Origin of the sequence: Caballeronia sp. NK8, from assembly GCF_018408855.1 — a bacterium.
Lineage (GTDB): Bacteria > Pseudomonadota > Gammaproteobacteria > Burkholderiales > Burkholderiaceae > Caballeronia.
In genome coordinates this window covers 1,527,775-1,548,740 of sequence record NZ_AP024325.1, presented here as the reverse complement: position 1 = coordinate 1,548,740, position 20,966 = coordinate 1,527,775, and the positions used below count along the sequence as shown (strand labels likewise).

Genomic DNA, 20,966 nt, shown 5'->3' with positions numbered 1-20,966 from the left:
TCTACAATGAGACGTTTTCATCTGTCTCAAAATTCCATGACGAGCCTTGCCCGCCGCCGCCTGCTTGCCGCGTGCGCCCTGAGCGCGTGCTCGTTCGCGCGCGTGTGCGACGTGCGCGCGGCATCGGACAAGGTGACGGTCGCGCTCGTGATGAAGTCGCTGAACGATCCGTTCGTCGTCTCGATGATCGAAGGCGCGCGCAATTACCAGCGGCACTACGCATCGCAACTCGATCTGACCACGCACGGCACGCTCGCCGACAATGACGTCGCGGGGCAGATACACATCGTCGAGACGCTGATCGACGCAAAGACCAACGCGATCGTCATCGCGCCTGCCGATTCGAAGGCGCTGTTGCCGGTGGCCGCGAAGGCGATTGCGTCGGGCATCATCGTGATCGCGATCGACAATCCGTTCGACGAAGCCGCGCAGGAAGTGGCGGACCTCGCGATTCCGTTCGTCGGACCGGACAGCCGGCGCGGCGCGAAGCTCGTCGGCGCGTATCTCGGCTCGAAGCTGAAGGCGGGCGACGAGGTCGGCATCATCGAAGGGCCGTCGAACGATCGCAACGCGCAGCAACGCACGCTCGGCTTCAGGGAAGCGATGACCGCAGCGGGCATGCGTATCGCCGATGCGGACGGCGGCGACTGGACCGCCGCGAGCGGCAAGTCGATCGCGCTGCAGATGCTTTACGCGCATCCGGATGTGCGCGGCCTGCTCTGCGCGAACGACAACATCGCGATGGGCGCAATCGACGCGATCCGCATCGCCGAGAAGAAAGGCCGCGTGCTGGTGACGGGCTACAACAACATCGAAGCCGTGCAGCCGATGCTGGACGACGGCCGCCTGCTTGCGACGGTCGAGCAATTCGGCGCGCGGCAGGCGGTGTTCGGTGTGGACGTGGCGGTGAAGGCGTTGCTCGAGAAGCGGCGGCAGAGGGATTTGTCGCCATATATGGAGACGCCGGTGCAACTGGTGACGAAAGGGCAGGCGAAGGGGTTTCGGTTTGGGGGGGCGTGAGAACGACGCGCGCTTTCAGAGAAGTCGTGTAGGCCATCGGGTCGAGTTCGCTTAGTGTCGTGAAACACAAAGTGCGAATTCAAAAGGCCGTCGCATGACTACGCCACACGCTCACCACCACCGCCCGTTCAAGCAGCCTCGAAAGGCGTGGCAAGCCATTCCCACAGACGTCGTGCCGCTCTATGTTCGGTCCGCGCTCAGAGACGCTATTCGCCTCGAGACGGTATCCGAGGCGGACTACGATGATTTGCTCTGGATTCTGGCCCAGGAATCGAGCGGCATCGTGGATAACCGCAATCACAATTCAAGCGCGCGAGGCCTGTTTCAGCTTTTGCACGCGCAATATGAATTCAATCCCCACGGGGAAAAATCGTTTGGCAATGCTGTTGAAGAATGCCAGGGCGGGATTCGCTATATCTACGGTCGCTATCATTCGGCAAAAGCGGCAAGAGATTTCTGGGAAAAACACCACTGGTATTGACCCATGCGAAAAATCTTTGTCGTATTCTGGCTGCTCATCGCAGCGCCCATTTCGGGTTTCGCTCACAACGCTGAACCGCGTTTCACGGACTATCCCGCGACAGTCAAGGAGGCGCGCAAACCCGTCAAGCTCCGGCTGACCACAAGCGAAAGCCGCCGCTACATCGCCCAACTCACAGAAGCGGCACGCGCTCCCGTCAACTTCGCCGGGCACTTCATCATGAGCGAATGGGGTTGCGGAGCCGGTTGCGTGATGGCTGCCGCGATCGACTCGAAGACGGGAAAAGTCGTCATGCTTCCCTTCACCGTCTCCGACTGGCCGCTCGATGTCACCGAGCCTCTGGCTTACCGCAAGGACAGTTCGCTGCTGATCGTTCGCGGAATCAGAAACGAACAAGGCCACGGCACTTACTACTATCGATTTGATGGCGCTGCGTTCACGCAAATCGAAGCCGGACGCCAGCGGCCCTGAATCACTCCGCCGCCTTCCCCAACAACCCCCGCGTCGCAAGACTCCGATACAACGCCCTCACGCCGAACGTCCACGGCTCGATTTCCGTCGACAGCCTCACGGTATTGACCAACGCCCCAAGACTCGGCGTCGAGATCGTCACGACATCGCCGAGATGATGCGTGAATCCGCCGCCCGCCGTATCGCGATCCTTGATCGGCGAGAACATCGTGCCGAGAAACAGCATGAACCCATCCGGATACTGATGATGCGCGCCGTGCGTCTGCGTGACGAGATCGGCCGGATCGCGGCTGATTTCGCTCATATGGCTGACGCCTTCGAGCACGAAGCCGTCGTCCGCGCCTTCGATGCGCAGCGACACGCTCGTGCCGCGCACCGAATCCAGCGTGAAGCGCTCATCGAACAAGCGCACGAACGGCCCGATAGCGCACGACGCGTTGTTGTCCTTCGCCTTGCCGAGCAACAACGCGCTGCGGCCTTCGATATCGCGCAGGTTCACGTCGTTGCCGAGCGTCGCGCCGACGATCTCGCCGCGCGCATTCACCGCGAGCACGATCTCCGGTTCCGGGTTGTTCCATTGGGATGTCGGATACAGGCCGACATCCGCGCCGAAGCCGACCGATGACATCGGCTGCGACTTCGAAAACACTTCCGCATCCGGCCCGATGCCGACTTCCATGTACTGCGACCACGCGCCGCGACGCTCAAGCTCCGCCTTCAGTTTCGCCGCGCTTTCCGAACCGGGCTTGATCTGCGAGAGATCCGCGCCGATCAGCTTGTTGATCGTGTCGCGCACTTCCTGCGCGCGGCTCGCGTCGCCGCCGGCCTGTTCCTCGATCACGCGCTCCAGCAAGCTCACCGCGAACGTGACGCCGCACGCCTTCACCGCCTGCACATCGCAGGGCGCGAGCAGACGCGGGCCATCGGCGGACGCATCGAGCGTTGCCTGCAACAGGTCCTGCACGCCGCCGAGATGCTCGCCTTCCGCGTTCCGGGCGATGTCGAGTGCGTCGGCATTATCGAAGAGATCGGCGGTGGTCGGCGCGGCGCGCGTGATGTCGAACACTTCGCCGCCGCGCACCGCGACGACAGCGGGACCGTTCACAGGCGCGGGACGCCAGACGCGGCCGATCAGCACGGCATCGGCGAAATCTTCGGGCAGACAGGAGGAGACGTTGACGGTTTGCATGAATGCGAATGACGGGCGGGAAAGGAAAGCCGATCGTAGCCCGCGTGCGGGGTGGTGTCCATCAGGTTGATTAATTGTCCAACCTGTTGGAAGATTCACCCATGGAAAAGACCTATGACGTCCCCGCGCTGCGCCGCGCGAGCGACATTCTCGAAGCGCTCGCCGCCGCTGCCAAGCCGGTGCGCGCCGCCACGCTCGCGGAACAGACCGGCCTGTCGCGCAGCACGCTGTATCTGATGCTCGAAACGCTCGCGCGCATGCAATGGATCGACAAGCGCGACGACGGCTACATGATCGGCGTCGGCCTGTTCGAGCTCGGCAACGCGTACGTGCGACACGACAAACTTCAGGCCGCGTTCCGCGAAGGCGCGGGCGCGTTCATCAACAAGCATAACGAGGTGGTGCAACTCGCCGTGCTCGACGGCGTGCAGGTGGTTTATATCGCGCGCGAGGACGCGCATCGTCCGGTGCGGCTCGTCTCCGATCTCGGTTCGCGTCTGCCCGCGCATTGCTGCGCGCTCGGCAAGGCGCTGCTTGCCGGCATGAGCGACGAAGCCGTCGTCGAACGTCTGCCCGAGCGTCTCGAAGCGGTCACGCCGCGCACCATTACGCGGCGCGCGGCGCTGTTACGCGAACTCGCGGCGATCCGTGCGAGCGGGCTCGCGGTCGAGCGCGAGGAGGTCGCCGAGGGACTCGCGTGTTTCGCGGCCTTCGTCGGGATGACGCCGGCGGGCAAGCGCGTCGCGGTATCGACGAGCGTGCCGGTCGGCCGGCTCGATCCGAAACGTGAGAAGCAGATATCGATCGGCATCGTGCAGCTTGCGGCTCACTTGCGCGGCGCGCTCTGACGATGCGATGCGCGCGCTTGCGCGCGGCCCTGCGAAGCGGCGAAGCGCGCCTCGATCGACTCCATGTCCTTTTCCGCATAAAGGGGCGCCGGCGCGTGCGCCGCGATCAGCACGTCGCAGCGTGCGTGCATGCACACCACATCGCGCAGACGCGCTTCGCCGTGCCGCCAGCCGGTGTCCGCTTCGCCGCCGAGCACGATGAGATCCACGCTCGCCGCTTGCGCTTCCTTCGCGATCAACGCGCCGACGCTGGTGCCGTCGAGCGGCTGCGTGACGCTGCGCGCGATGCCGTCGATGCCCGCGCTGTCGATCAGCCGCGCCGCATAACGCGTCACGGCGCGCGCGTGATCGTCGATGACGCCGAGCGTTTCGTCCGGATCGCTATCGCTGGTGACGACGGCCCACCACGGCGTCTGATCGACGACATGCAGCGCGGTCAGACGCGCGTTGCAGGCGCGGGCGCGCGTGATGGCGGTGGTCAGGGCGCTTTCGCTGAGGCTCGTGCCTACTGCGACGAGGATGTGCTTGTACATGATGCGTCTCCGGTCTGGTTCGTTCAGACAGGATGATCGCCGTACAGACTTAGGCGCGAATGAGCGCGCGTCTGGATCTTTGTCTGCATCTTTTACGCAGGAACTTAACGGCGGCGCTTTTTCCAGTCGTAACCGGCAGGCGGATCGGCGACGCCAGGCTTGCCTACCGAATGCGGGTTTTCACTGCATAGCGTGACGAAGCCGATATCTTCGCCATCGGCCTGTCGGCGGCGCAACGCCTCCGCAAAGCGCAGCGCATCGGAAAGCGCGTTCTCATCGAACCGTTTGAAGTGCGCCGCGCCTTCGATATCAGGGTTGCCGCCGAGCCAATACACGACGAACATCGATTAGCCTCTCGTATTGAAGATGAATGCACCATCGCCGCCGCACGAGCCACGGCGGTGCAGATCCTGCACGGCGCGCGTGAACCGGCGCGCCGCGACAGCCACCGGGTAATCCCGAAGTGTAACGTCGGCGGACCGCACCCCGCCTGGCGCTGCGCCTTCAGCGACCCGCGAGGGAATGATCGTTGCTCTCATCTCCGTCCATTCCGAGGCCAAAACGATGCAACGACACGACCGTGTTCCTTCGCAAGCGCTGTGGCAGATTCCGCCGCGCGCAACGCGCCCCGACGAGCCGCGCGTGCTCATCGCCGATGACGATCTGGAGGCGACGCGCGCAATCTGTCTTGCGCTCGAAGACGCCGCGTTCACCGTGCGCGCGGTGCACACGGGGCTCGACGCCGTGTCGCTCGCGCGCAAATGGCGGCCGGGCGTGATCCTGCTCGATCTGATGATGCCGCTCGGCGACGGCTGGGAAGCCGCCGAAGCGATTCGCGCGATCGATCTGTCGATGCTGCTGATCGCGCATACGAGCCGCACCGACCCCGAAGACCTCACGCGCGCGCAACGCACCGGCTTCAACGGCTACTTCGTCAAGCCGACGGAACTCGACGGAATGATCGCGATATTGCAGGACTATTTCTCGATGCGGGAGGGCGAGGGCGATCACGCATCGGCGCGCTTGCGCTGAATGTCGTCGAGCTTGAGCGCAAGCTGATCGATGTCGCGCTGAACGTGTTCCTTGAGCATGTCTTCCCAATACTGACAATAGCCGGCCCAGAACGGCATCTGCGAGTGCGCGGACGCGGCCGTCGGCAGTGGATCGGGCAGCATCCGGCTCAGACGTTGGATTTCCTTGTGCTTCCATTGCAGCAACGCGCGTCGATGGCCGCGGCGCGGCGGGCACATCTCGTTCATTCGCGCGACCGCGATAGAGAAACCCTCGGCGGGCCGCGATGCCATCCTCGTCAGCACAGCGGTGTGCGGGCGCGGCCCGCGTTCATGGCAGATGATCGCGCCGATCTGGCCAAGGATGTACATCGCCTTCGCCATCGGGGCTTCGGAAGGGTGTTGCATGGCGCCTCTCTCGATTTATCTTTATGGTCTTCGTGCACGGGCGCGCGAATCGACCTCGTTCTTGATATTGATACGTTGTAGCCTACCGCTTTAATAAGATACCGTATCGAAATTAATCCGAAGTACGTATCGACAAAAAGATACAGTCAACGCAACACGCGCTGCGAACTGAAGCGCAGGGCATTTTTGCTTCGGAATGTGCAGGATTTATTGCTGCTCAAAGCAGGCTATTGCCGTGCCGGTCACGACGCGCCCAGCACATGCCGGGCAAACAATTCGCGCACGCCTTTGGGCGTGTCGTCGTTGTCACAGGTCGTGGCCGCGACGATCCGCTCGCGCGGCGCGACGAAGATGAACTGCTCGCCGTATCCGGCGGCGAACACATAGCGCGGATCGATCCAGCAGAGATAGCCGTATTGCGCGTCGTCCATCGGCGGGCCGCCATCGCCATGCACGGCGGTGGCTTCATCGATGAACGTTGCGTCGATGAGCCGCGCGCCGCGCCACACGCCCCGATGCAGCATCAACTGCCCGATTTTGATCATGTCGCGCGTGCGCAACGTGAGGCCGCGGCCGCCGAAGGTATGTCCATCCTCGTCGCTGATCCATTCGCAACTCGCGATGCCGAGCGGCGCGAACAGCGTGTCGCGCACGTAGCACTCGAGCGTGCGTTTCGTAGCGGATTCGATGACGAGCGACAGCAACAGCATCGCGTGTGAATCGTATTCGAAGCGCATGCCGGGTTGCGCGATCGGCCGCGCCAGCACGAAGCGCAGCCGGCTTCCTTCGCGGGAAAAGCGCTCGCACGGGCCGAGCACGCACTCGTCGATGACGCCCTGATCCCATTCGAAGCCGGAAGTCATCGTCAGCAGATGCCGCAGCGTGATGCGCTGCACGCGGCGATCGAAGCCGTATAAGCGCATCTGCGGCAGGAGGTGGCAAACGGGTGTGTCGAGCGGCGGCAGCAAACCTGCGCGCAATGCCGCGCCGACCGCGAGTCCGACGACCGTCTTCGTGACCGAGTTGATGTCCTGCGGGCTTTGCGCGTCGACATCGTACCGATAGTGCTCGAACACGATACGGTCTTCGTGAGCGATGACGAAACTACGCACGCCGGGTTGCCCGGCCAGCGCTTTCTGCAATGAAGTGAAGTCGGAATCGTTGACGAACGTCATGAGCAAGAGATGCCGGAATGAAGATATAAGCAGGATACCGAAGCAAAAAAGTACGGTCGAGCGCAAAGAACGATTCGCTTGATCCGCGTGCAGGTTCCGCCGAATCGTGTTACACATCGAGCAATCCGGATGCCACGCAGCGCGGCATCGCAGTCTTTCAGCGGTTTCAACTCACTTTCAGCGAGCCTGAATTTGTCTGTCCGACGACTCGCGACGCTCTGGCGGCTTGGCCGGGCGTTCGTCCACGAAAGCCAGCTGACCAGCGACGGCGCCGCGATCACCCGCGTGGCGCGCTTCTTCGCGTCCCACGGTGCGCGCGCCGCGCCGCTCGGCGCAGGCGTGCCCGCGCTCTCGCAACTCTCACGCGTGCTGGAAAACGCTTCCGGGACGCTCGCGCGTCATCCCGCGCTCGCGGAGACGGCAGTGCGCGTCGCCTTGCACGAAGTCGACGGACTGTTCACGCCCTATGACGCGGCCGCCTTTCGCGCGGCTTGCAGGGCGACGTTTCCCGCCACACTTTCATTCGAACTCACCGGGTTGAGCGATGTGCCGCTGCGTTCGGGCATCGCGGAGCAGACGCATGCGGCGCGCATCGGCGAGACGCCGGTGCGCGTAACGCTGCTGCGCGCCGACACCCGCGCCGAACTCGACGATGATCTCGATCTCGCGCTCGCGGCGGCGCGTTTCGCGGAACGGCGTTCGGCGCAGGCGCGCGAGATGCATCCGGTGGAATGGGTGCGGCGGGCGCGCGAAAGCGTCGACGCGATGATCGACTTGCGCCAGCGCGCCGCTGATCAGAGCTACCTGCGCTTTCGCCTGCGCGACGACGACCGCCTCGCCGTGCCCGAAGTGCTGTGGGACTACTGCAACGACGCGGTGCTGACCACGCGCGCGATCGAGACCGCCGCGCTATCGGATGCGGACGCGCTTGCGTCATGCGGGCTCGATCAGGCCGATGTCCTCGCGACGCTCATCGAAGCGTTCTTCGAAATGTCGCTCGATGTTGGCGTATATCACGCGGGGCTAGATGCGGCGGGCGCGCGCGTGAGCATCGAGCCCGGGACGCGCGGCCAGATCGTCCTGGAAGCCGATAACCCGTTGATGATTTTCGCCGCGCACGAGCGTGATTTTCTCGTCGGCGTGTCGCATGCGCTCATGTCGGGCGATCACAAGGCGGCGGCGCGCGCGCATCTCGAACACGGCCGGCCCGCGACGAACGCGACGCATCATGAAGTGCGGGTCGAAGCGACGTATCGGCGCGAGGCCGAGCGCTTTGCGTCGCCGCACGCGCGGCACGGCGTGGGCGTGGCGCAACTGTTCGGCGCGATCGGCAAGGCGCCCGCCGAGCATATGTTCAGCGCGGGGCACGGGCGCATCGCGTCGCGCGCGGTGCTGTTGTCGCGGGCGATGGAGCGCATCGAGCGCGTGGCGCAGGAGATCGCGCCCAATGTCGATGTATGGAAGATCGCGCGCAAGGTGATCGTGCGGCTCGCGGCGGATCAGTTCAGTTGCAGGAGTCTTGCGGCGCGTCTCGCGCGTGAGGCGACGCATTGGCCGCACACGCTGCCGCGCCTGCCGACGCTCATCGCGCACTACGCGGCGACAGCGCGACGATAATTCATCAACGCGTGCCGGGGCTCATGCGCTCCGCGATCGCCCGGCACGCTTCTCTGAGCGGCGTGATGTAAGTTTCAAGCGGCGTCGCGCACTTTCTGAACAGCGGAATACTGACGCTCACGCAGCCGAGCGTCGCACCGTTCGCGCCGACGATCGCGCTGCCGTAGCAGAAAATCTGCGCCTCGTTTTCCTCGCGGTCCTCCGCGTATCCGCGCGCGCGGGTCGCGTCGAGTTCGGCGTCGAGCGCGGCGCGCTCGATGATCGTATTCGGCGTGAAGCGCTCGAACGCGATGCCTTGCAGCAGCGCATCGCGTTCGGCGGGCGTCTGCGTCGACAGATAAGCCTTGCCGACGGAACTCGAATAGAGCGTCACGCGCGTGCCGATGCGCGAGGCCATGCGCACCGCGTGCGGGCTTTCGAGCTTTTCGACGTACACCATCTCCGAGCCGCTGCGCACCGCGAGGTGCACGGTTTCCTGGGTGGCGTCGCGCAAGGTCTGCAGCGCGTCGGCGGCGGCGATGCGCAAGTCCGAGCGTTCCCAGCTGCGGCTCGCGAGCGACATCAGGCGCGGGCCGAGCGCGTAACAGCCGCCGCGCGCGCTCTCGACCACCAGCCCCTCCGCGATCAGCGCGCCGACGATGCGATACACCGTCGGACGCGGATAGCCGCTCGCCGCCGTGAGCCGCGCGATGCTCGGCGGCTCGTCGGCATCGGCGATGACCTGCAGCACCGCCATGAACTTCGAAAAGGCGGCGGTGCCGCTGGCTTTGGCGGCGTCGAGAGCGGTGGTGTCGGTCAGCATGATGCTGCGAATCATGCCACGAGATAGCCGCCGTCGACGGGCACGATCGCGCCGGTCATGAACGACGCCGCCGGCGACGCGAGAAACGCCGTCACGCGCGCGACGTCTTCCGGCAAGCCCCAGCGCTTCATCGGCGTGCGTTCGAGGATGGCCTGCGAACGGCCATCGTCTTCCTGGAGCGCCTGCGTCAGCGGCGTCGCGATCCAGCCGGGCGCGACGGCGTTCACGCGGATGCCATCGGCCGCGTAGGCGATGGCGAGCGACTTCGTCAGTTGCGCGACGCCGCCCTTGCTCGCGCTGTACGCGGGCACGAGCCCGCCGCCGAAGAACGTCAGCATCGAGGCCGTGTTGACGATCGAACCCTTGCTCTTCGCGAGCAAGGGACGCGCGGCGGCGCACATGCGCATCGTGCCGTTGAGATTCACGGCGATCACGCGCTCGAACGTTTCGATGTCGTGCTCGTCGCCGCGACGGATCATGCCCGCGCAGTTGACGAGCACGTCGAGCGCGTCGAGCGTGCCGAACAGCGCGGCGGCGCTGGCGGCATCGGCGACATCGAGCGCGGCGAGTTCGACGCCATCGCCGAGTGCGTCACGTTGGGCTACGGTCGGCGCGAGGCCCGCCGCGATCACGCGCGCGCCGAGCGCGGCGAACTGCTGCGCGATGCCCGCGCCGATGCCCTGCGTGCCGCCGGTCACGAGGACGGTCTTGCCCTTGAAGAGATCAGCCTGAAAAGTCATAACGTTGTGATTTAGACGACGGGAACGGGTGCGGCTTGCTGTTCGGCGTCTTCGATCGGTGCGCGTACGACGAACATGTAGACGAGCGCGGCGGCGAACGCGACGCCCGCGCTGATCAGGAACGCGTTCACGAACGAGTGCGTCTTGTCGACGACGAGGCCGGTGATGAACGGCGCGAACGAGCCGCCGAAGTAACCGCCGAAGTTCTGGATACTGCCGAGCGACGCGACCATGTGGCGCGGCGCGGCGACGGAAACGAGCGCCCATGCCGCGCCGCTCGCCATGTTGACGAAGAACATCGCGGCGGAGAGATAGACGATCGCGAGCGTGAGATTCGGCGTGAACGCGGCCGGCACCGTGAAAAGCGCGCCGCCGATGAGACCCGAGCAGATCGGCCATTTGCGGCTGCGGATCGGGGCGACGCCGCGCGCCATCAGACCATCGGCGATGAAGCCCGACGACAGCATGCCGAGCGTGCCTGCGAGATACGGAATCGTCACGACCCAGCCAGTCTTCGCGATCGTCAGATGGCGCTCATGTTCGAGATACGCGGGCAGCCACGTGAGATACAGCCACACCATGTAGATCACGCCCATGAAGCCGAATATCATGCCCCACGTCGTCGCCTTGCCGAACAGGCCGCGCCATTCCGCGAAGGTCATGTTGCGTTCCGCGCGCTGCGCGGGCTCGCCTTCGGTGAGATGCGCGAGTTCCTGCGATTCGAGCTTCACATCGCGGCGATTGCGATACACGATGTACCAGCCGATCGACACCGCAATCCCGAGCACGCCCATGATCACGAACATGTTGCGCCAGCCGAAGTTGAGCAGCAGCACGGTGAGGATCGGCGGCGCGAGCGCGGGTCCGATCGTCGATGAGGTGACGAAGATGCCGGTCGGCTTGCCGCGTTCGCGTTGCGCGAACCATTCGGACACGACCTTCGCGCCGGCGGGAAACTGCGGCGCTTCGCCGATGCCGAGCGCGATGCGCGCCGCGAGGAACTGATGCAGGTTCGTCACGAGCCCGCCGAACAACTGCGCGACCGACCACACGAACATCCCGAGGCCGAGCATGACGCGCGCGCCGAAGCGATCGAGCATCGCGCCGATGGGCAACTGCGAGAACGCATACGCGAACGAGAACGCGGAGAGCAGCAGGCCCATCTGCGACGCGGACAGCCCGAGTTCCTGCGTAACGGAGTGATTCGCGATCGAGAGCGTGCTGCGATCGAGATAATTGACGATGCCCGCGAGCATCAAAAACGTGATCGCGACGATCTGAACGCGCTTCAGGCGCGGTGATTTTTCCAACATGTTGTCCCCTCCGAATGCTCTTGTGAGTCTGATAGAGGTGGTTTGGGAAATCAGCGGATGAACTGGTCGACGAAATCCGCGCCGAGACCAACTGACTCGTAATGCTTGCGGCACATGTCGACCTTGGTGAACACGTCTTCGTAGCCGGTGTAATTGCCGTATGGGTCGCAATAGAACATCACGCCGTTCACCTGGAAGTACGTGATCATCTCTTCCACGTCTTCGGGCACGTACAGCGTGTGGGTTTCGCCGGGCGGTTCGAAGACATAGCTGCCTTCAGTCGCTTCCCAGTCATGCTCCAGATACCGCCAGCGGCCCTTCAACACCATGCCGTGCACTGCTTGCGGATGACGATGACGCGACAGCACGCCGGATTTGCGCACGCGCAGGAGGTTCATCCAGTAGCCGGTCGATACGTTCAGGCACAGCGGGCGAAACCAGACGTTTTCGGCTTGCGGAACCCATTCGCGCTCGTCGGTCGGAATCGCATGACCGATGACGATTTCTTTCTGCGCTTCTTTCGGGAAGGGAAGTTGATACGGCGTCATGGCATCCGCCGCGGGCTTTGGCGCGCTCATCGCGTCTCCTTGTCCATATTGTGGATGTATAAATCAAATTATGGACAAATATTCTGCCTCGTCGCGGGAATTGTCAAGATTCTTCATCGGATGCCGAATTCGTGCAGGGACGAAAAAAAGCGGCCCCTGTAACGGGGCCGCCTTTCGATCGCTCGAGGAATCCGAACGGGTTATCGCGCCATCATCAGCATATGCACGTTATGCATCACCCACACCGTGCCGACGATCAGGATCAACGACATGAGGATGGTGTAAGCGAACGACATCGCGTGCCAGCGCTGTCCCTTCGACGCGTTCACGTGCAGGAAGCACACGACATGCACAATGACCTGTATCGCGGCGAGCACCGCGAGCGCGACGATCGCGCCTTCGCCTTTGAACGCGCCCGAGGTCGCGGCCCAGAACGAAGCCACGGTCAGCACGACAGCCAGCACGAAGCCGATGAGATAGCCGCGCACGGTGACGTGCGGGAAATCGCTTGATTCGGTATGCGTATGTGCCATCAGACCACGCTCCCAAGATAGACGAAGGAAAACACGCAAATCCAGACGATGTCCAGGAAGTGCCAGAAGAGGCTCAGGCACGCGAGGCGGCGCAGATCGCGCTCGCTCATCTGCGGCTTGCGCACGATCTGCACGGCCAGCACGACCAGCCAGATCAGACCGATGGTGACGTGCAGGCCGTGTGTGCCGACCAGCGTGAAGAACGCCGACCAGAACGCGCTGCGTTGCGGACCCGCGCCTTCGGCGACGAGATGCGCGAACTCGTGCATCTCCAGCCACAGGAAGCCCACGCCGAGCGCCGCCGTGACGAGCAGCCACGCGAGCGTCGCGCCTGACTTGCGGCGCGTCGCGGAGATCATCGCGAGACCGAAGGTCAGGCTGCTCGTGAGCAGGAGCGCCGTTTCGTACGCGACATCCGTCAGGTTGAACAGATCCTTGGCCGTCGGGCCACCTGCCGTCTGCATCGCGAACATCGCAAACGTTGCGAAGAGCGACGCGAACAGCACGCAGTCGGTCATCAGGTAGGCCCAGAAGCCGAACACCGAATGCGACTGGTGCTCATGCTCGTGCGCGTGTTGCGCGGACAGTGTCGATTGCGACATTACATTGCCTCCAGTTCGAGTTCGCGCGCAGCACCTGCCTTCGCGGGCGCTTTCGGCGGGCGATTGCGCTCTTCGGTTGACTTCACGGTCGCGGCCGGGATGATGAAGCCGGCGTTCTCACGGAAGCTGTAACCGATCGCCGTCGCGACGATGCCGACGAGACCCACGATAGCCAGCCACCAGATGTGCCAGATCGCGGCGAAACCGAACGCCAGCGCGAACAGACCGATCACCAGACCCGCGCTCGTATTCGACGGCATGTGGATGTCGCCGAACGGACGCGCATCGATGCGGCCGTGTTCCTTGGCATCGGCGAAATCGTCGAGTTCGCGTACAGCCGGGATATTCGCGAAGTTGTAGACGGGCGGCGGCGAGCTCATGGTCCATTCCAGCGTGCGGGCGTTCCACGGATCGCCCGTGACGTCGCGATACGCAGGCTGATTGCGGCGGATGATACTGACCACGATCTGCGCGACCTGGAACACGACGCCCACCGCGATGATCGCCACGCCGACAGCGGCGACGATGAAGTACGGCTGCCATGCCGGGTTGTCGTAGTGATTCAGGCGGCGCGTCGCGCCCATGAAGCCGAGGATGTAGATCGGCACGAACGCCACGAAGAAGCCCACGAACCAGCAGATGAACGCGTTGCGGCCGAGCTTCTCGTCGAGCTTGAAGCCGAACACCTTCGGCCACCAGTACTGCACGCCCGCGAAGTAGCCGAACACCACGCCGCCGATGATCGCGTTATGGAAGTGGGCGATCAGGAACAGCGAGTTGTGCAGCACGAAGTCCGCGCCCGGAATCGCCAGCATCACGCCGGTCATGCCGCCGAGCGTGAAGGTGATGACGAAGCCGATGGTCCACAGCACGGGCGTGGTGAACTGCACGCGGCCGCGGTACATGGTGAAGAGCCAGTTGAAGATCTTCACGCCGGTGGGGATGGAGATGATCATCGTCATAATGCCGAAGAAGGCATTGACGTTCGCGCCCGAGCCCATCGTGAAGAAGTGGTGCAGCCACACGAGGAACGACAGCACCATGATGCAGCACGTCGCATACACCATCATGCGATAGCCGAACAGCGGCTTCTTCGAGAACGTCGCGATCACTTCCGAGTAGATGCCGAAGGCGGGCAGAACCAGAATGTAGACCTCGGGGTGACCCCAGGCCCAGATCAGGTTCAGATAGACCATCGGGTTGCCGCCGCCGTCGTTCGTGAAGAAGTGCATGCCCATGTAGCGGTCCAGCGCGAGCAGCGCGAGCGCCACGGTCAGGATCGGGAATGTCGCCATGATCAGCACGTTCGAGCAGAACGCCGTCCACGTGAAGACCGGCATCTTCATCCACGTCATGCCGGGCGCGCGCATCTTCACGATCGTCACGAAGAAGTTCACCGCCGTCAGCAACGTGCCGACGCCGGACAACTGCAACGCCCAGATGTAGTAGTCGACACCGACGCCCGGACTGAACTGCGTCTCGGAGAGCGGCGGATACGCGAGCCAGCCCGTTGCCGAGAACTCGCCGATGAACAGCGACAGGTTGATCAGAATGGCGGCCACGGCCGTCATCCAGAACGAGAGCGAGTTGATGAACGGGAATGCCACGTCACGCGCGCCGATCTGCAGGGGCACGACGAGGTTGAAGAACGCGACCAGCAGCGCCATGGCCATGAAGAAGATCATGATGGTGCCGTGCGCCGAGAAAACCTGGTCGAAGTGATGCGGCGGCAGATAGCCCGGCGAATCCATCGCGATGGCTTGCTGCGCGCGCATCATGACGGCGTCGGCGAAGCCGCGCACGAGCATCAGCCCGGCGACGACGAGATACATGACGCCGATGCGCTTGTGATCGACCGAAGTCAGATACTCGCGCCAGAGCCAGCCCCATTTGCCGAGTTTGGTGAGAAGGGCGACCGTACCGAGCGCGAGGATCGCCATGAAGACGGTCGCCCCCATGATGATGGGCTCGTGGTACGGGATCGCCTCAAGCGTTAATTTGCCGAACATGGCTTACCCCTTTGTTACACAGTTGTCGCCATTCACATCGAAGCGGCCGTTGTTGTATTTGCCGACGATGTTCTTGAACAGCTTCGGATCGACGGTCGAGAAATAGCGCACCGCGACCTTCTCGCTCGGGCGCGCGACGCCGGCGTAGACGTCCATGCTCAGGTTCTCGGGCGCGGTCTTGACCTTCTTGACCCACGCGTCGAAGTCTGCGCTGGACATCGCCAGTGCGCGGAACTTCATGTCGGAGAAGCCTTTGCCGCTGTAGTTCGCCGAGATGCCCGCGTAGTCGCCCGCGTGATCGGTCAGCAGGTGCAGCTTCGTCTGCATGCCGGCCATTGCGTAGATCTGGCTGCCCAGTTGCGGGATGAAGAACGAGTTCATCACCGAATCCGACGTGATGCGGAAGTTCACCGGCGTGCCGACCGGAAACGCGAGCTGGTTGACCGACGCCACGCCCAGGTCGGGATAGATGAACAGCCACTTCCAGTCCAGCGCCACGACTTCGACGTTGATCGGCTTGACGTTCGATTCCAGCGGCTTGTACGGATCGAGCTCATGCGTGGTTTTCCACGTCAGGATGCCGAGGTACAGGATGATGATCGCCGGAATCACCCAGACCACCACTTCGATGGCCGTGGAGTGCGCCCACTTCGGCGCATAGGTGGCGTTCCTGTTGGACGCCCGATAGCGCCATGCGAAAAACAGGGTGAGCAGAATCACCGGGACCACGACAAGAAGCATGGCGTAAGTCGCGGTGGCGATCAGCGAGGATTCCGCTGCGCCGATCACGCCTTTCGAGTCCAACACCTCCAGCTTGCATCCCGAAAGACAGAGACTGGCTATCAACCCCGATAACAATGGCACTGCTAAACGTTGGGTATTTTCATTCATTGCATTCGCTGGTTTCTATGATCGAAGCGTCCGGGGAAGAACGCCGCCGCACGGCGTTGCGCCGCGTCAGGATCATGCCACGCGCGTTTTTTCGCGATGGTGCGAATGTTAGGAAAATTGTTTCATATCAACCCGATGCGACAGGGTGTCGCGCTTTCTGAGCCGTCGGGAGAGAGTACGGGAGTCTACAACGAAGGGATGAGGTCGCAGGTGTCAAAAAGCGTGGTTATCGGCGGATTTCATTCCGCCGCACAGAACGCCCGCCGTGCCAGCGCGTGCTCAGTATTTTCCGCAGGTTTATTTGCTTAGATACCTAAGTTTATGATGAGCTCCATCCGATGAAACTCAGTCGATCACTTCGAGGGGGAGCCGCGCTTGGAACTGACAATCGATGCGATGAAGGCAGCCCTGTCGCGTTCCACGCGGCTCGATGCGAAGTGGCTCGTGATCGGCGGCGCGGTCGTCATCGCGGGCGTGCTCGCGCTGATCCCGCTCGTGTTCCTCTTCTGGCAGAGCTTCTTCACGCCGCAAGTCGCCGATAACCCCGCCGCCTTCACCTTCGGCAATTACAGGCTCGCGTACGGCAGTCCCGAAACGCTGCGCACGCTCTTCAACTCGCTCAAGTTCGCGTTCGGCGCCGCCTGCGTGTCGTTCGCGATCGGCACCGTGCTGGCGTGGATCATCGAGCGCACCAACACGCCTTTCCGCAAGTTTTTCTACGCCATCACCATCGTCCCGCTGATCGTCCCGAGCATCCTTTTCACGATCGCGTGGATCTTCCTCGCGAGCCCGAAAATCGGCGTGCTCAACGTGGCGCTCGGCTCGCTGTTCGGCGTGACGAAACCCTTCTTCGACATCTACAGCATGGGCGGCATGATCTGGGTCGACGGCCTGCATTATTCGACGATGGCCTTCCTCCTCATGTCCGCCGCCTTTCGCGGCATGGACCCGTCGCTGGAGGAATCGTCGCTGATGAGCGGCGCGGGCATCGCGCGGACGATGTGGCACATCACGCTGCGGCTCGCGTTTCCGGCCATCGTCTCGACGCTGCTGATTCTCTTCGTGCGCGCGCTCGAATCGTTCGAAGTGCCCGCGCTGATCGGCTTGCCGGTGAAGCTGCAGGTGTTCACGTCGTCGATCTACGAGGCGATCGAGCAGTATCCGAGTCAGATCGGACTCGCTTCCTCTTACTCGATGCTGCTGCTCGTCATCACCTCGGTCGGCCTCTATCTGCAATCGCGCGTCTCCTCGGGCGGCGGCAAATATTCGACGATGAGCGGCAAGGGCTTTCGTCCGCGCGTGGTCGACATCGGTAAATGGCGTTATCTGACGGCCGGCGTGTTCGTCGTCTACTTTTTGCTGATCGTCGCGTTGCCGTTCGCGGTGCTGCTGTGGTCGTCGCTGCAGAAGTATTACCGCACGCCATCGCTCGCCGCGCTGCATCACCTTTCGTTCGATGCTTACGGATACATCCTGCATCTCTCGACGTTGCGTCACGCGGTCGTCAACAGCCTCCTGCTCTCGTTCGGCTGCGCGACCGCCGTCATGCTGCTGTCCGCGGTGATCTGCTGGATCGTCATCAAGACGAAGCTACCGGGCCGCTGGCTGCTCGACAACCTCGCATCGCTGCCGCTCGTGTTCCCGGGGCTCGTGCTCGGCCTGTCGTTCATGATCGTTTCGCTGAAGGTCGATATCGGCATCTACGGGACGCTGTGGATTCTGCTGATTGCGTACATCACGCGCTTCATGCCGTACGGCATGCGCTACACGACGACATCGATGGTGCAGATTCACAAGGAACTCGAAGAGTCCGCCGCGATGAGCTGCGCGAGCTGGAGCGCGACGTTCTTCCGCATCGTGCTGCCGCTCCTGAAGCCGGGCCTGCTCGCGGGCTGGATCTACGTGATGATCGTGTCGATCCGCGAGCTGTCGAGTTCGATCCTGCTCTACAGCCCCGGCTCGGAGACGGTGTCGATCGTGATCTGGGAGCTTTGGCAGAACGGGCAATACGTGGAGCTCTCGGCGCTCTCGGTGATGCTCGTGCTCGCGTTGCTCGCGCTCGTCATGCTGCTGCAATGGATCGGCGCGAAGTTCGGCGTGAAAGCGAACCACGCCTGAAACGAACACCATCGGAGACGCAAGTGCTGAACGTACAAGGACTGAACACCGAATATGTCGATGGCAACAACGTGCGCGTGCGCGCGGCTCGCGACGTGTCGTTCGATGTGCCCGAAGGCAAGCTCTTCACGCTGCTCGGCCCGAGCGGCTGCGGCAAGACGACGACGTTGCGTTCCATTGCCGGGCTGGAGCGTCCGGTAGATGGTTCCATTTCCGTGAACGGCGTGACCGTATTTTCCGCGCGCGACGACACCTTCGTGCCGCCGAACCGTCGCAAGTTCGGCATGGTGTTTCAGTCATACGCCATCTGGCCGCACATGACGGTGTTTCGCAACGCGAGCTTTCCGCTTGAAGTGGGCGAGAAGAAATACTCGAAGCGCGAGATCGAAGCAAAGGTGATGCGCGTGCTGACGGCGGTCGGTCTCGATCATGTCGCGGACCGCGATGCGACGCGCATGTCGGGCGGCCAGCAACAGCGCCTCGCGCTCGCGCGCGCGCTCGTGATGGAGCCGAAGCTGTTGCTGCTCGATGAACCGCTCTCGAACCTCGATGCAAAACTGCGCGACAAGATGCGCTTCGAGTTGAAGCGCATGCAGCGCGAACTGCGTATCACGACCATCTACGTGACGCACGATCAGGAAGAAGCGCTCGCGCTGTCGCATGAAATCGCCGTGATGAAAGATGGCCAGATCGTGCAGAAAGCCGCGCCGCGCGCGATCTACGATCTGCCGAACTGCAAGTTCGTCGCGGACTTCGTGGGCACGACCAACTTCATCGATGGCCGCGTGCGCGACTGCGAAGGCGATGATGGCAACGTGCTGATCGAATCGTCGATCGGCGTGATCGCGGTGGCGAACGCGGTGTCGTGCCGCCCCGGCGATGAAGTCGTGATCTCCGTGCGCCCGGAAAACGTGATGGTCCATGAATCGCTCGATGGCCTGAGCGCGCGCAACGTGTACACCGGCACTGTCGCGGCGAAAGTGTTTCTCGGGGAAACGCTCGATTTCCAGATTCGCATCGGCGAACAGATCGTGCTGGCGCGCGTGCATCCGTCGCACAAGACGCCGGTCGGGGAGACCATCCACTTTTCGATCGATGCCGGGAGCTGCATTGCGCTGGCTTCGCAGAAGGCTTGAATAGAAGCTATTGAAGTCTCAGGAAGGCGTGGCAACTATCGCGCACACCCTCATTCGCAAGCACGCGGAAGCGCAACGCATTACCGTGACGATCGTCAATGATCGCGACTTCAGCCTCCTTGTCGAGGATGATGGACACGGCTACGATCCCGAAGAACTGCTGAAGAGCATCGAAGCCGAAACGCTCGCGAGCGCGATTCGCAAGGCGGCGGCAGGCGCAAACATTCTGCGCAAGCTCAATCTCACGAGTCGCGTGCAGGTCGCGATCGTCAAGCCGGACACCATGAATTCATATCAAACCGAATCGCCCATGACCTCTCACGCACATTCCTTCGCGCCGCTCAAGATTCGCGGTCGCAGCCTTCTGCCGATCGTGCAGGGCGGCATGGGCGTCGGCATTTCCGCGCACCGGCTGGCGGGCAGCGTCGCGCGTGAAGGCGCGTTCGGCACCATCGCGAGCATCGACTTGCGTCATCATCACGAGGATCTGCTCGCGATGTGCCGTGAAGACCACTCGCGCCCGACGCTCGAACGCGCGAACCTGATCGCGCTCGCACGCGAGATCAGGGCGGCGCGCGAGTTGTCGCAAGGGCGCGGCATGATCGCCGTCAACGTGATGAAGGCGGTGAGCGCGCATGCGGATTACGCGCGCGTCGCGTGCGACGAGGGCGCGAACGCCATCGTGATGGGCGCGGGCCTGCCGCTCGACTTGCCCGATCTCACCGCAGGCTGCGATATCGCGCTGATCCCGATTCTCTCCGACAGCCGTGGCGTCACGCTCGTGCTCAAGAAGTGGATGAAAAAAGGCCGCCTGCCCGATGCCATCGTGATCGAGCATCCGGCGCACGCGGGCGGTCATCTGGGCGTCGCCGCCGTCGCGGACATGCACGACGAGCGCTTCGGTTTCGAGCGCGTGCTGACGGAACTCGATGCATCTTTCGCAGCGCTCGGACTCAAGCGCGAAGACGTGCCGGTGATTGTCGCGGGCGGCATCAACAGTCACGAAGCAGTGCGCAAGTGGCTCGCGGCGGGCGCGAACGGCGTGCAGATCGGTACGCCGTTCGCCGTCACCGAAGAGGGCGACGCGCATCCCGACTTCAAGCGCGTGCTGGTCGAGGCGACGCCGGACGATATCGTCGAATTCGTCAGCGTGACGGGACTGCCCGCGCGCGCCGTCAAGACGCCCTGGCTCATGCGCTATCTGCGCAATGAAGAACGCATCCGCACGAAGATCGGCGCGCGCAAGCAGGCGTGCCCGTCGGCGCTCGACTGCCTGAGCGCGTGCGGCCTGCGCGACGGCATCGAGAAGTTCGGCCACTTCTGCATCGATACGCGGCTGGCCGCTGCCTTGCGCGGCGATGTCGGCAACGGGCTGTTTTTCCGTGGACGCGAGAAGCTGCCGTTCGGCGCGGCGATCCGCAGCGTGCGCGATCTGATCGAACTGCTGCTGACAGGTGCGACCAAAGCCGCGCCTGCTTCGTGCTGAGTAAAACGGAAACGCGCTGTTTCGCTGCGCGCCGTG

22 protein-coding genes are annotated in these 20,966 nt (G+C 63.2%); 9 read left to right on the top strand and 13 right to left on the bottom strand.

The genetic code is table 11. From position 1 onward, the window contains the following. Nucleotides 1–36 precede the first annotated feature (36 nt). The 3 genes from NK8_RS32325 (at nucleotide 37) to NK8_RS32315 (ending at nucleotide 1,972) form a co-directional block, all read left to right on the top strand. Entirely contained in the window at nucleotides 37–1,020 is a 984-nt protein-coding gene (locus tag NK8_RS32325) for a substrate-binding domain-containing protein (RefSeq protein WP_213232334.1), read from the top strand. A gap of 94 nt (nucleotides 1,021–1,114) precedes the next feature. Continuing rightward, a complete protein-coding gene (locus NK8_RS32320; RefSeq protein WP_213232332.1) occupies nucleotides 1,115–1,501 on the top strand; it encodes a hypothetical protein in 387 nt (128 codons plus the stop codon). Nucleotides 1,502–1,504: 3 nt separating this feature from the next. Beyond that, nucleotides 1,505–1,972, top strand: a complete 468-nt coding sequence (locus tag NK8_RS32315; protein ID WP_213232330.1) for a hypothetical protein — start codon at nucleotides 1,505–1,507, stop codon at nucleotides 1,970–1,972. A 1-nt stretch (nucleotide 1,973) separates the two neighbouring features. On the opposite strand, the gene NK8_RS32310 is transcribed toward NK8_RS32315, so the two are convergent. Next, nucleotides 1,974–3,161 (bottom strand): fumarylacetoacetate hydrolase family protein, encoded by a 1,188-nt coding sequence (locus NK8_RS32310; protein ID WP_213232328.1) that lies wholly within the window; start codon nucleotides 3,159–3,161, stop codon nucleotides 1,974–1,976. Nucleotides 3,162–3,262: 101 nt separating this feature from the next. Here NK8_RS32310 and NK8_RS32305 point away from each other — a divergent pair, with 101 nt between their 5' ends. Beyond that, nucleotides 3,263–4,009: an IclR family transcriptional regulator gene (locus tag NK8_RS32305; protein ID WP_162070470.1), complete on the top strand. Its 747-nt coding sequence runs from the start codon at nucleotides 3,263–3,265 to the stop codon at nucleotides 4,007–4,009. Here NK8_RS32305 and NK8_RS32300 read toward each other — a convergent pair. Together NK8_RS32300 and NK8_RS32295 are read right to left on the bottom strand one after the other, a co-directional pair. Continuing rightward, nucleotides 3,988–4,542: a universal stress protein gene (locus NK8_RS32300; RefSeq protein ID WP_162070471.1), complete on the bottom strand. Its 555-nt coding sequence runs from the start codon at nucleotides 4,540–4,542 to the stop codon at nucleotides 3,988–3,990. The genes NK8_RS32305 and NK8_RS32300 overlap by 22 nt on opposite strands. Nucleotides 4,543–4,646: 104 nt before the next feature. Then, nucleotides 4,647–4,886: a hypothetical protein gene (locus tag NK8_RS32295; protein WP_213232317.1), complete on the bottom strand. Its 240-nt coding sequence runs from the start codon at nucleotides 4,884–4,886 to the stop codon at nucleotides 4,647–4,649. A 220-nt stretch (nucleotides 4,887–5,106) separates the two neighbouring features. Here NK8_RS32295 and NK8_RS32290 point away from each other — a divergent pair, with 220 nt between their 5' ends. Beyond that, nucleotides 5,107–5,574, top strand: a complete 468-nt coding sequence (locus NK8_RS32290; RefSeq protein WP_162070473.1) for a response regulator — start codon at nucleotides 5,107–5,109, stop codon at nucleotides 5,572–5,574. On the opposite strand, the gene NK8_RS32285 is transcribed toward NK8_RS32290, so the two are convergent. Then, nucleotides 5,550–5,960, bottom strand: a complete 411-nt coding sequence (locus NK8_RS32285) for a hypothetical protein (protein WP_213232315.1) — start codon at nucleotides 5,958–5,960, stop codon at nucleotides 5,550–5,552. The genes NK8_RS32290 and NK8_RS32285 overlap by 25 nt on opposite strands. A 242-nt stretch (nucleotides 5,961–6,202) precedes the next feature. Continuing rightward, on the bottom strand, nucleotides 6,203–7,135 hold the full coding sequence (locus NK8_RS32280; protein WP_213232313.1) for a serine hydrolase: 933 nt from the start codon (nucleotides 7,133–7,135) through the stop codon (nucleotides 6,203–6,205). Between the two features lie 192 nt (nucleotides 7,136–7,327). Between NK8_RS32280 and NK8_RS32275 the strand changes: the two genes are divergently transcribed. Further along, nucleotides 7,328–8,752: an AarF/UbiB family protein gene (locus NK8_RS32275; RefSeq protein ID WP_213232311.1), complete on the top strand. Its 1,425-nt coding sequence runs from the start codon at nucleotides 7,328–7,330 to the stop codon at nucleotides 8,750–8,752. Between the two features lie 4 nt (nucleotides 8,753–8,756). Here the strand turns inward: NK8_RS32275 and NK8_RS32270 are convergent, their stop codons facing one another. The 8 genes from NK8_RS32270 to cyoA form a co-directional block, all read right to left on the bottom strand. Next, nucleotides 8,757–9,569: an IclR family transcriptional regulator gene (locus tag NK8_RS32270; protein WP_213232309.1), complete on the bottom strand. Its 813-nt coding sequence runs from the start codon at nucleotides 9,567–9,569 to the stop codon at nucleotides 8,757–8,759. Next, nucleotides 9,566–10,294: an SDR family NAD(P)-dependent oxidoreductase gene (locus NK8_RS32265; protein WP_213232308.1), complete on the bottom strand. Its 729-nt coding sequence runs from the start codon at nucleotides 10,292–10,294 to the stop codon at nucleotides 9,566–9,568. The genes NK8_RS32270 and NK8_RS32265 overlap by 4 nt, the downstream gene beginning before the upstream one ends. A gap of 11 nt (nucleotides 10,295–10,305) precedes the next feature. Further along, the gene (locus NK8_RS32260; RefSeq protein WP_162070479.1) at nucleotides 10,306–11,607 is read right to left on the bottom strand and encodes an MFS transporter; all 1,302 of its coding nucleotides are present in this window, start codon (nucleotides 11,605–11,607) and stop codon (nucleotides 10,306–10,308) included. Between the two features lie 50 nt (nucleotides 11,608–11,657). Next, nucleotides 11,658–12,185, bottom strand: coding sequence for a 2,4'-dihydroxyacetophenone dioxygenase family protein (locus tag NK8_RS32255; protein ID WP_213232307.1), 528 nt, complete (start codon nucleotides 12,183–12,185; stop codon nucleotides 11,658–11,660). 170 nt (nucleotides 12,186–12,355) lie between these two features. Next, entirely contained in the window at nucleotides 12,356–12,688 is a 333-nt protein-coding gene (gene cyoD / locus NK8_RS32250; RefSeq protein ID WP_213232306.1) for a cytochrome o ubiquinol oxidase subunit IV, read from the bottom strand. Beyond that, entirely contained in the window at nucleotides 12,688–13,290 is a 603-nt protein-coding gene (cyoC, locus tag NK8_RS32245) for a cytochrome o ubiquinol oxidase subunit III (RefSeq protein WP_213232305.1), read from the bottom strand. The genes cyoD and cyoC overlap by 1 nt, the downstream gene beginning before the upstream one ends. Continuing rightward, nucleotides 13,290–15,299 (bottom strand): cytochrome o ubiquinol oxidase subunit I, encoded by a 2,010-nt coding sequence (cyoB, locus tag NK8_RS32240; RefSeq protein WP_162070482.1) that lies wholly within the window; start codon nucleotides 15,297–15,299, stop codon nucleotides 13,290–13,292. The genes cyoC and cyoB overlap by 1 nt, the downstream gene beginning before the upstream one ends. 3 nt (nucleotides 15,300–15,302) lie before the next feature. After that, a complete protein-coding gene (cyoA, locus tag NK8_RS32235; RefSeq protein WP_213232304.1) occupies nucleotides 15,303–16,190 on the bottom strand; it encodes a ubiquinol oxidase subunit II in 888 nt (295 codons plus the stop codon). 375 nt (nucleotides 16,191–16,565) lie between these two features. Between cyoA and NK8_RS32230 the strand changes: the two genes are divergently transcribed. From NK8_RS32230 to NK8_RS32220, 3 genes are all read left to right on the top strand, one after another. Further along, on the top strand, nucleotides 16,566–18,308 hold the full coding sequence (locus tag NK8_RS32230) for an iron ABC transporter permease (protein WP_213232303.1): 1,743 nt from the start codon (nucleotides 16,566–16,568) through the stop codon (nucleotides 18,306–18,308). 23 nt (nucleotides 18,309–18,331) lie between these two features. Continuing rightward, nucleotides 18,332–19,444: an ABC transporter ATP-binding protein gene (locus NK8_RS32225; protein WP_162070485.1), complete on the top strand. Its 1,113-nt coding sequence runs from the start codon at nucleotides 18,332–18,334 to the stop codon at nucleotides 19,442–19,444. A gap of 310 nt (nucleotides 19,445–19,754) precedes the next feature. Continuing rightward, nucleotides 19,755–20,930, top strand: coding sequence for a nitronate monooxygenase family protein (locus tag NK8_RS32220; protein ID WP_213233279.1), 1,176 nt, complete (start codon nucleotides 19,755–19,757; stop codon nucleotides 20,928–20,930). The last annotated feature ends 36 nt before the right edge of the window (nucleotides 20,931–20,966 follow it).

What these genes read in the sequence shown, in the direction of transcription:
- NK8_RS32305 (WP_162070470.1), top strand. Translation starts at nt 3,263, where the DNA reads ATGGAAAAGACCTATGACGTCCCCGCGCTGCGCCGCGCGAGCGACATT.
- NK8_RS32270 (WP_213232309.1), bottom strand. Translation starts at nt 9,569, where the DNA reads ATGATTCGCAGCATCATGCTGACCGACACCACCGCTCTCGACGCCGCC.
- NK8_RS32265 (WP_213232308.1), bottom strand. Translation starts at nt 10,294, where the DNA reads ATGACTTTTCAGGCTGATCTCTTCAAGGGCAAGACCGTCCTCGTGACC.
- cyoD (WP_213232306.1), bottom strand. Translation starts at nt 12,688, where the DNA reads ATGGCACATACGCATACCGAATCAAGCGATTTCCCGCACGTCACCGTG.
- cyoB (WP_162070482.1), bottom strand. Translation starts at nt 15,299, where the DNA reads ATGTTCGGCAAATTAACGCTTGAGGCGATCCCGTACCACGAGCCCATC.
- NK8_RS32255 (WP_213232307.1), bottom strand. Translation starts at nt 12,185, where the DNA reads ATGAGCGCGCCAAAGCCCGCGGCGGATGCCATGACGCCGTATCAACTT.
- NK8_RS32310 (WP_213232328.1), bottom strand. Translation starts at nt 3,161, where the DNA reads ATGCAAACCGTCAACGTCTCCTCCTGTCTGCCCGAAGATTTCGCCGAT.
- NK8_RS32300 (WP_162070471.1), bottom strand. Translation starts at nt 4,542, where the DNA reads ATGTACAAGCACATCCTCGTCGCAGTAGGCACGAGCCTCAGCGAAAGC.
- cyoA (WP_213232304.1), bottom strand. Translation starts at nt 16,190, where the DNA reads ATGAATGAAAATACCCAACGTTTAGCAGTGCCATTGTTATCGGGGTTG.
- NK8_RS32260 (WP_162070479.1), bottom strand. Translation starts at nt 11,607, where the DNA reads ATGTTGGAAAAATCACCGCGCCTGAAGCGCGTTCAGATCGTCGCGATC.
- NK8_RS32315 (WP_213232330.1), top strand. Translation starts at nt 1,505, where the DNA reads ATGCGAAAAATCTTTGTCGTATTCTGGCTGCTCATCGCAGCGCCCATT.
- NK8_RS32220 (WP_213233279.1), top strand. Translation starts at nt 19,755, where the DNA reads ATGACCTCTCACGCACATTCCTTCGCGCCGCTCAAGATTCGCGGTCGC.
- NK8_RS32320 (WP_213232332.1), top strand. Translation starts at nt 1,115, where the DNA reads ATGACTACGCCACACGCTCACCACCACCGCCCGTTCAAGCAGCCTCGA.
- NK8_RS32290 (WP_162070473.1), top strand. Translation starts at nt 5,107, where the DNA reads ATGCAACGACACGACCGTGTTCCTTCGCAAGCGCTGTGGCAGATTCCG.
- NK8_RS32325 (WP_213232334.1), top strand. Translation starts at nt 37, where the DNA reads ATGACGAGCCTTGCCCGCCGCCGCCTGCTTGCCGCGTGCGCCCTGAGC.
- NK8_RS32285 (WP_213232315.1), bottom strand. Translation starts at nt 5,960, where the DNA reads ATGCAACACCCTTCCGAAGCCCCGATGGCGAAGGCGATGTACATCCTT.
- NK8_RS32280 (WP_213232313.1), bottom strand. Translation starts at nt 7,135, where the DNA reads ATGACGTTCGTCAACGATTCCGACTTCACTTCATTGCAGAAAGCGCTG.
- cyoC (WP_213232305.1), bottom strand. Translation starts at nt 13,290, where the DNA reads ATGTCGCAATCGACACTGTCCGCGCAACACGCGCACGAGCATGAGCAC.
- NK8_RS32295 (WP_213232317.1), bottom strand. Translation starts at nt 4,886, where the DNA reads ATGTTCGTCGTGTATTGGCTCGGCGGCAACCCTGATATCGAAGGCGCG.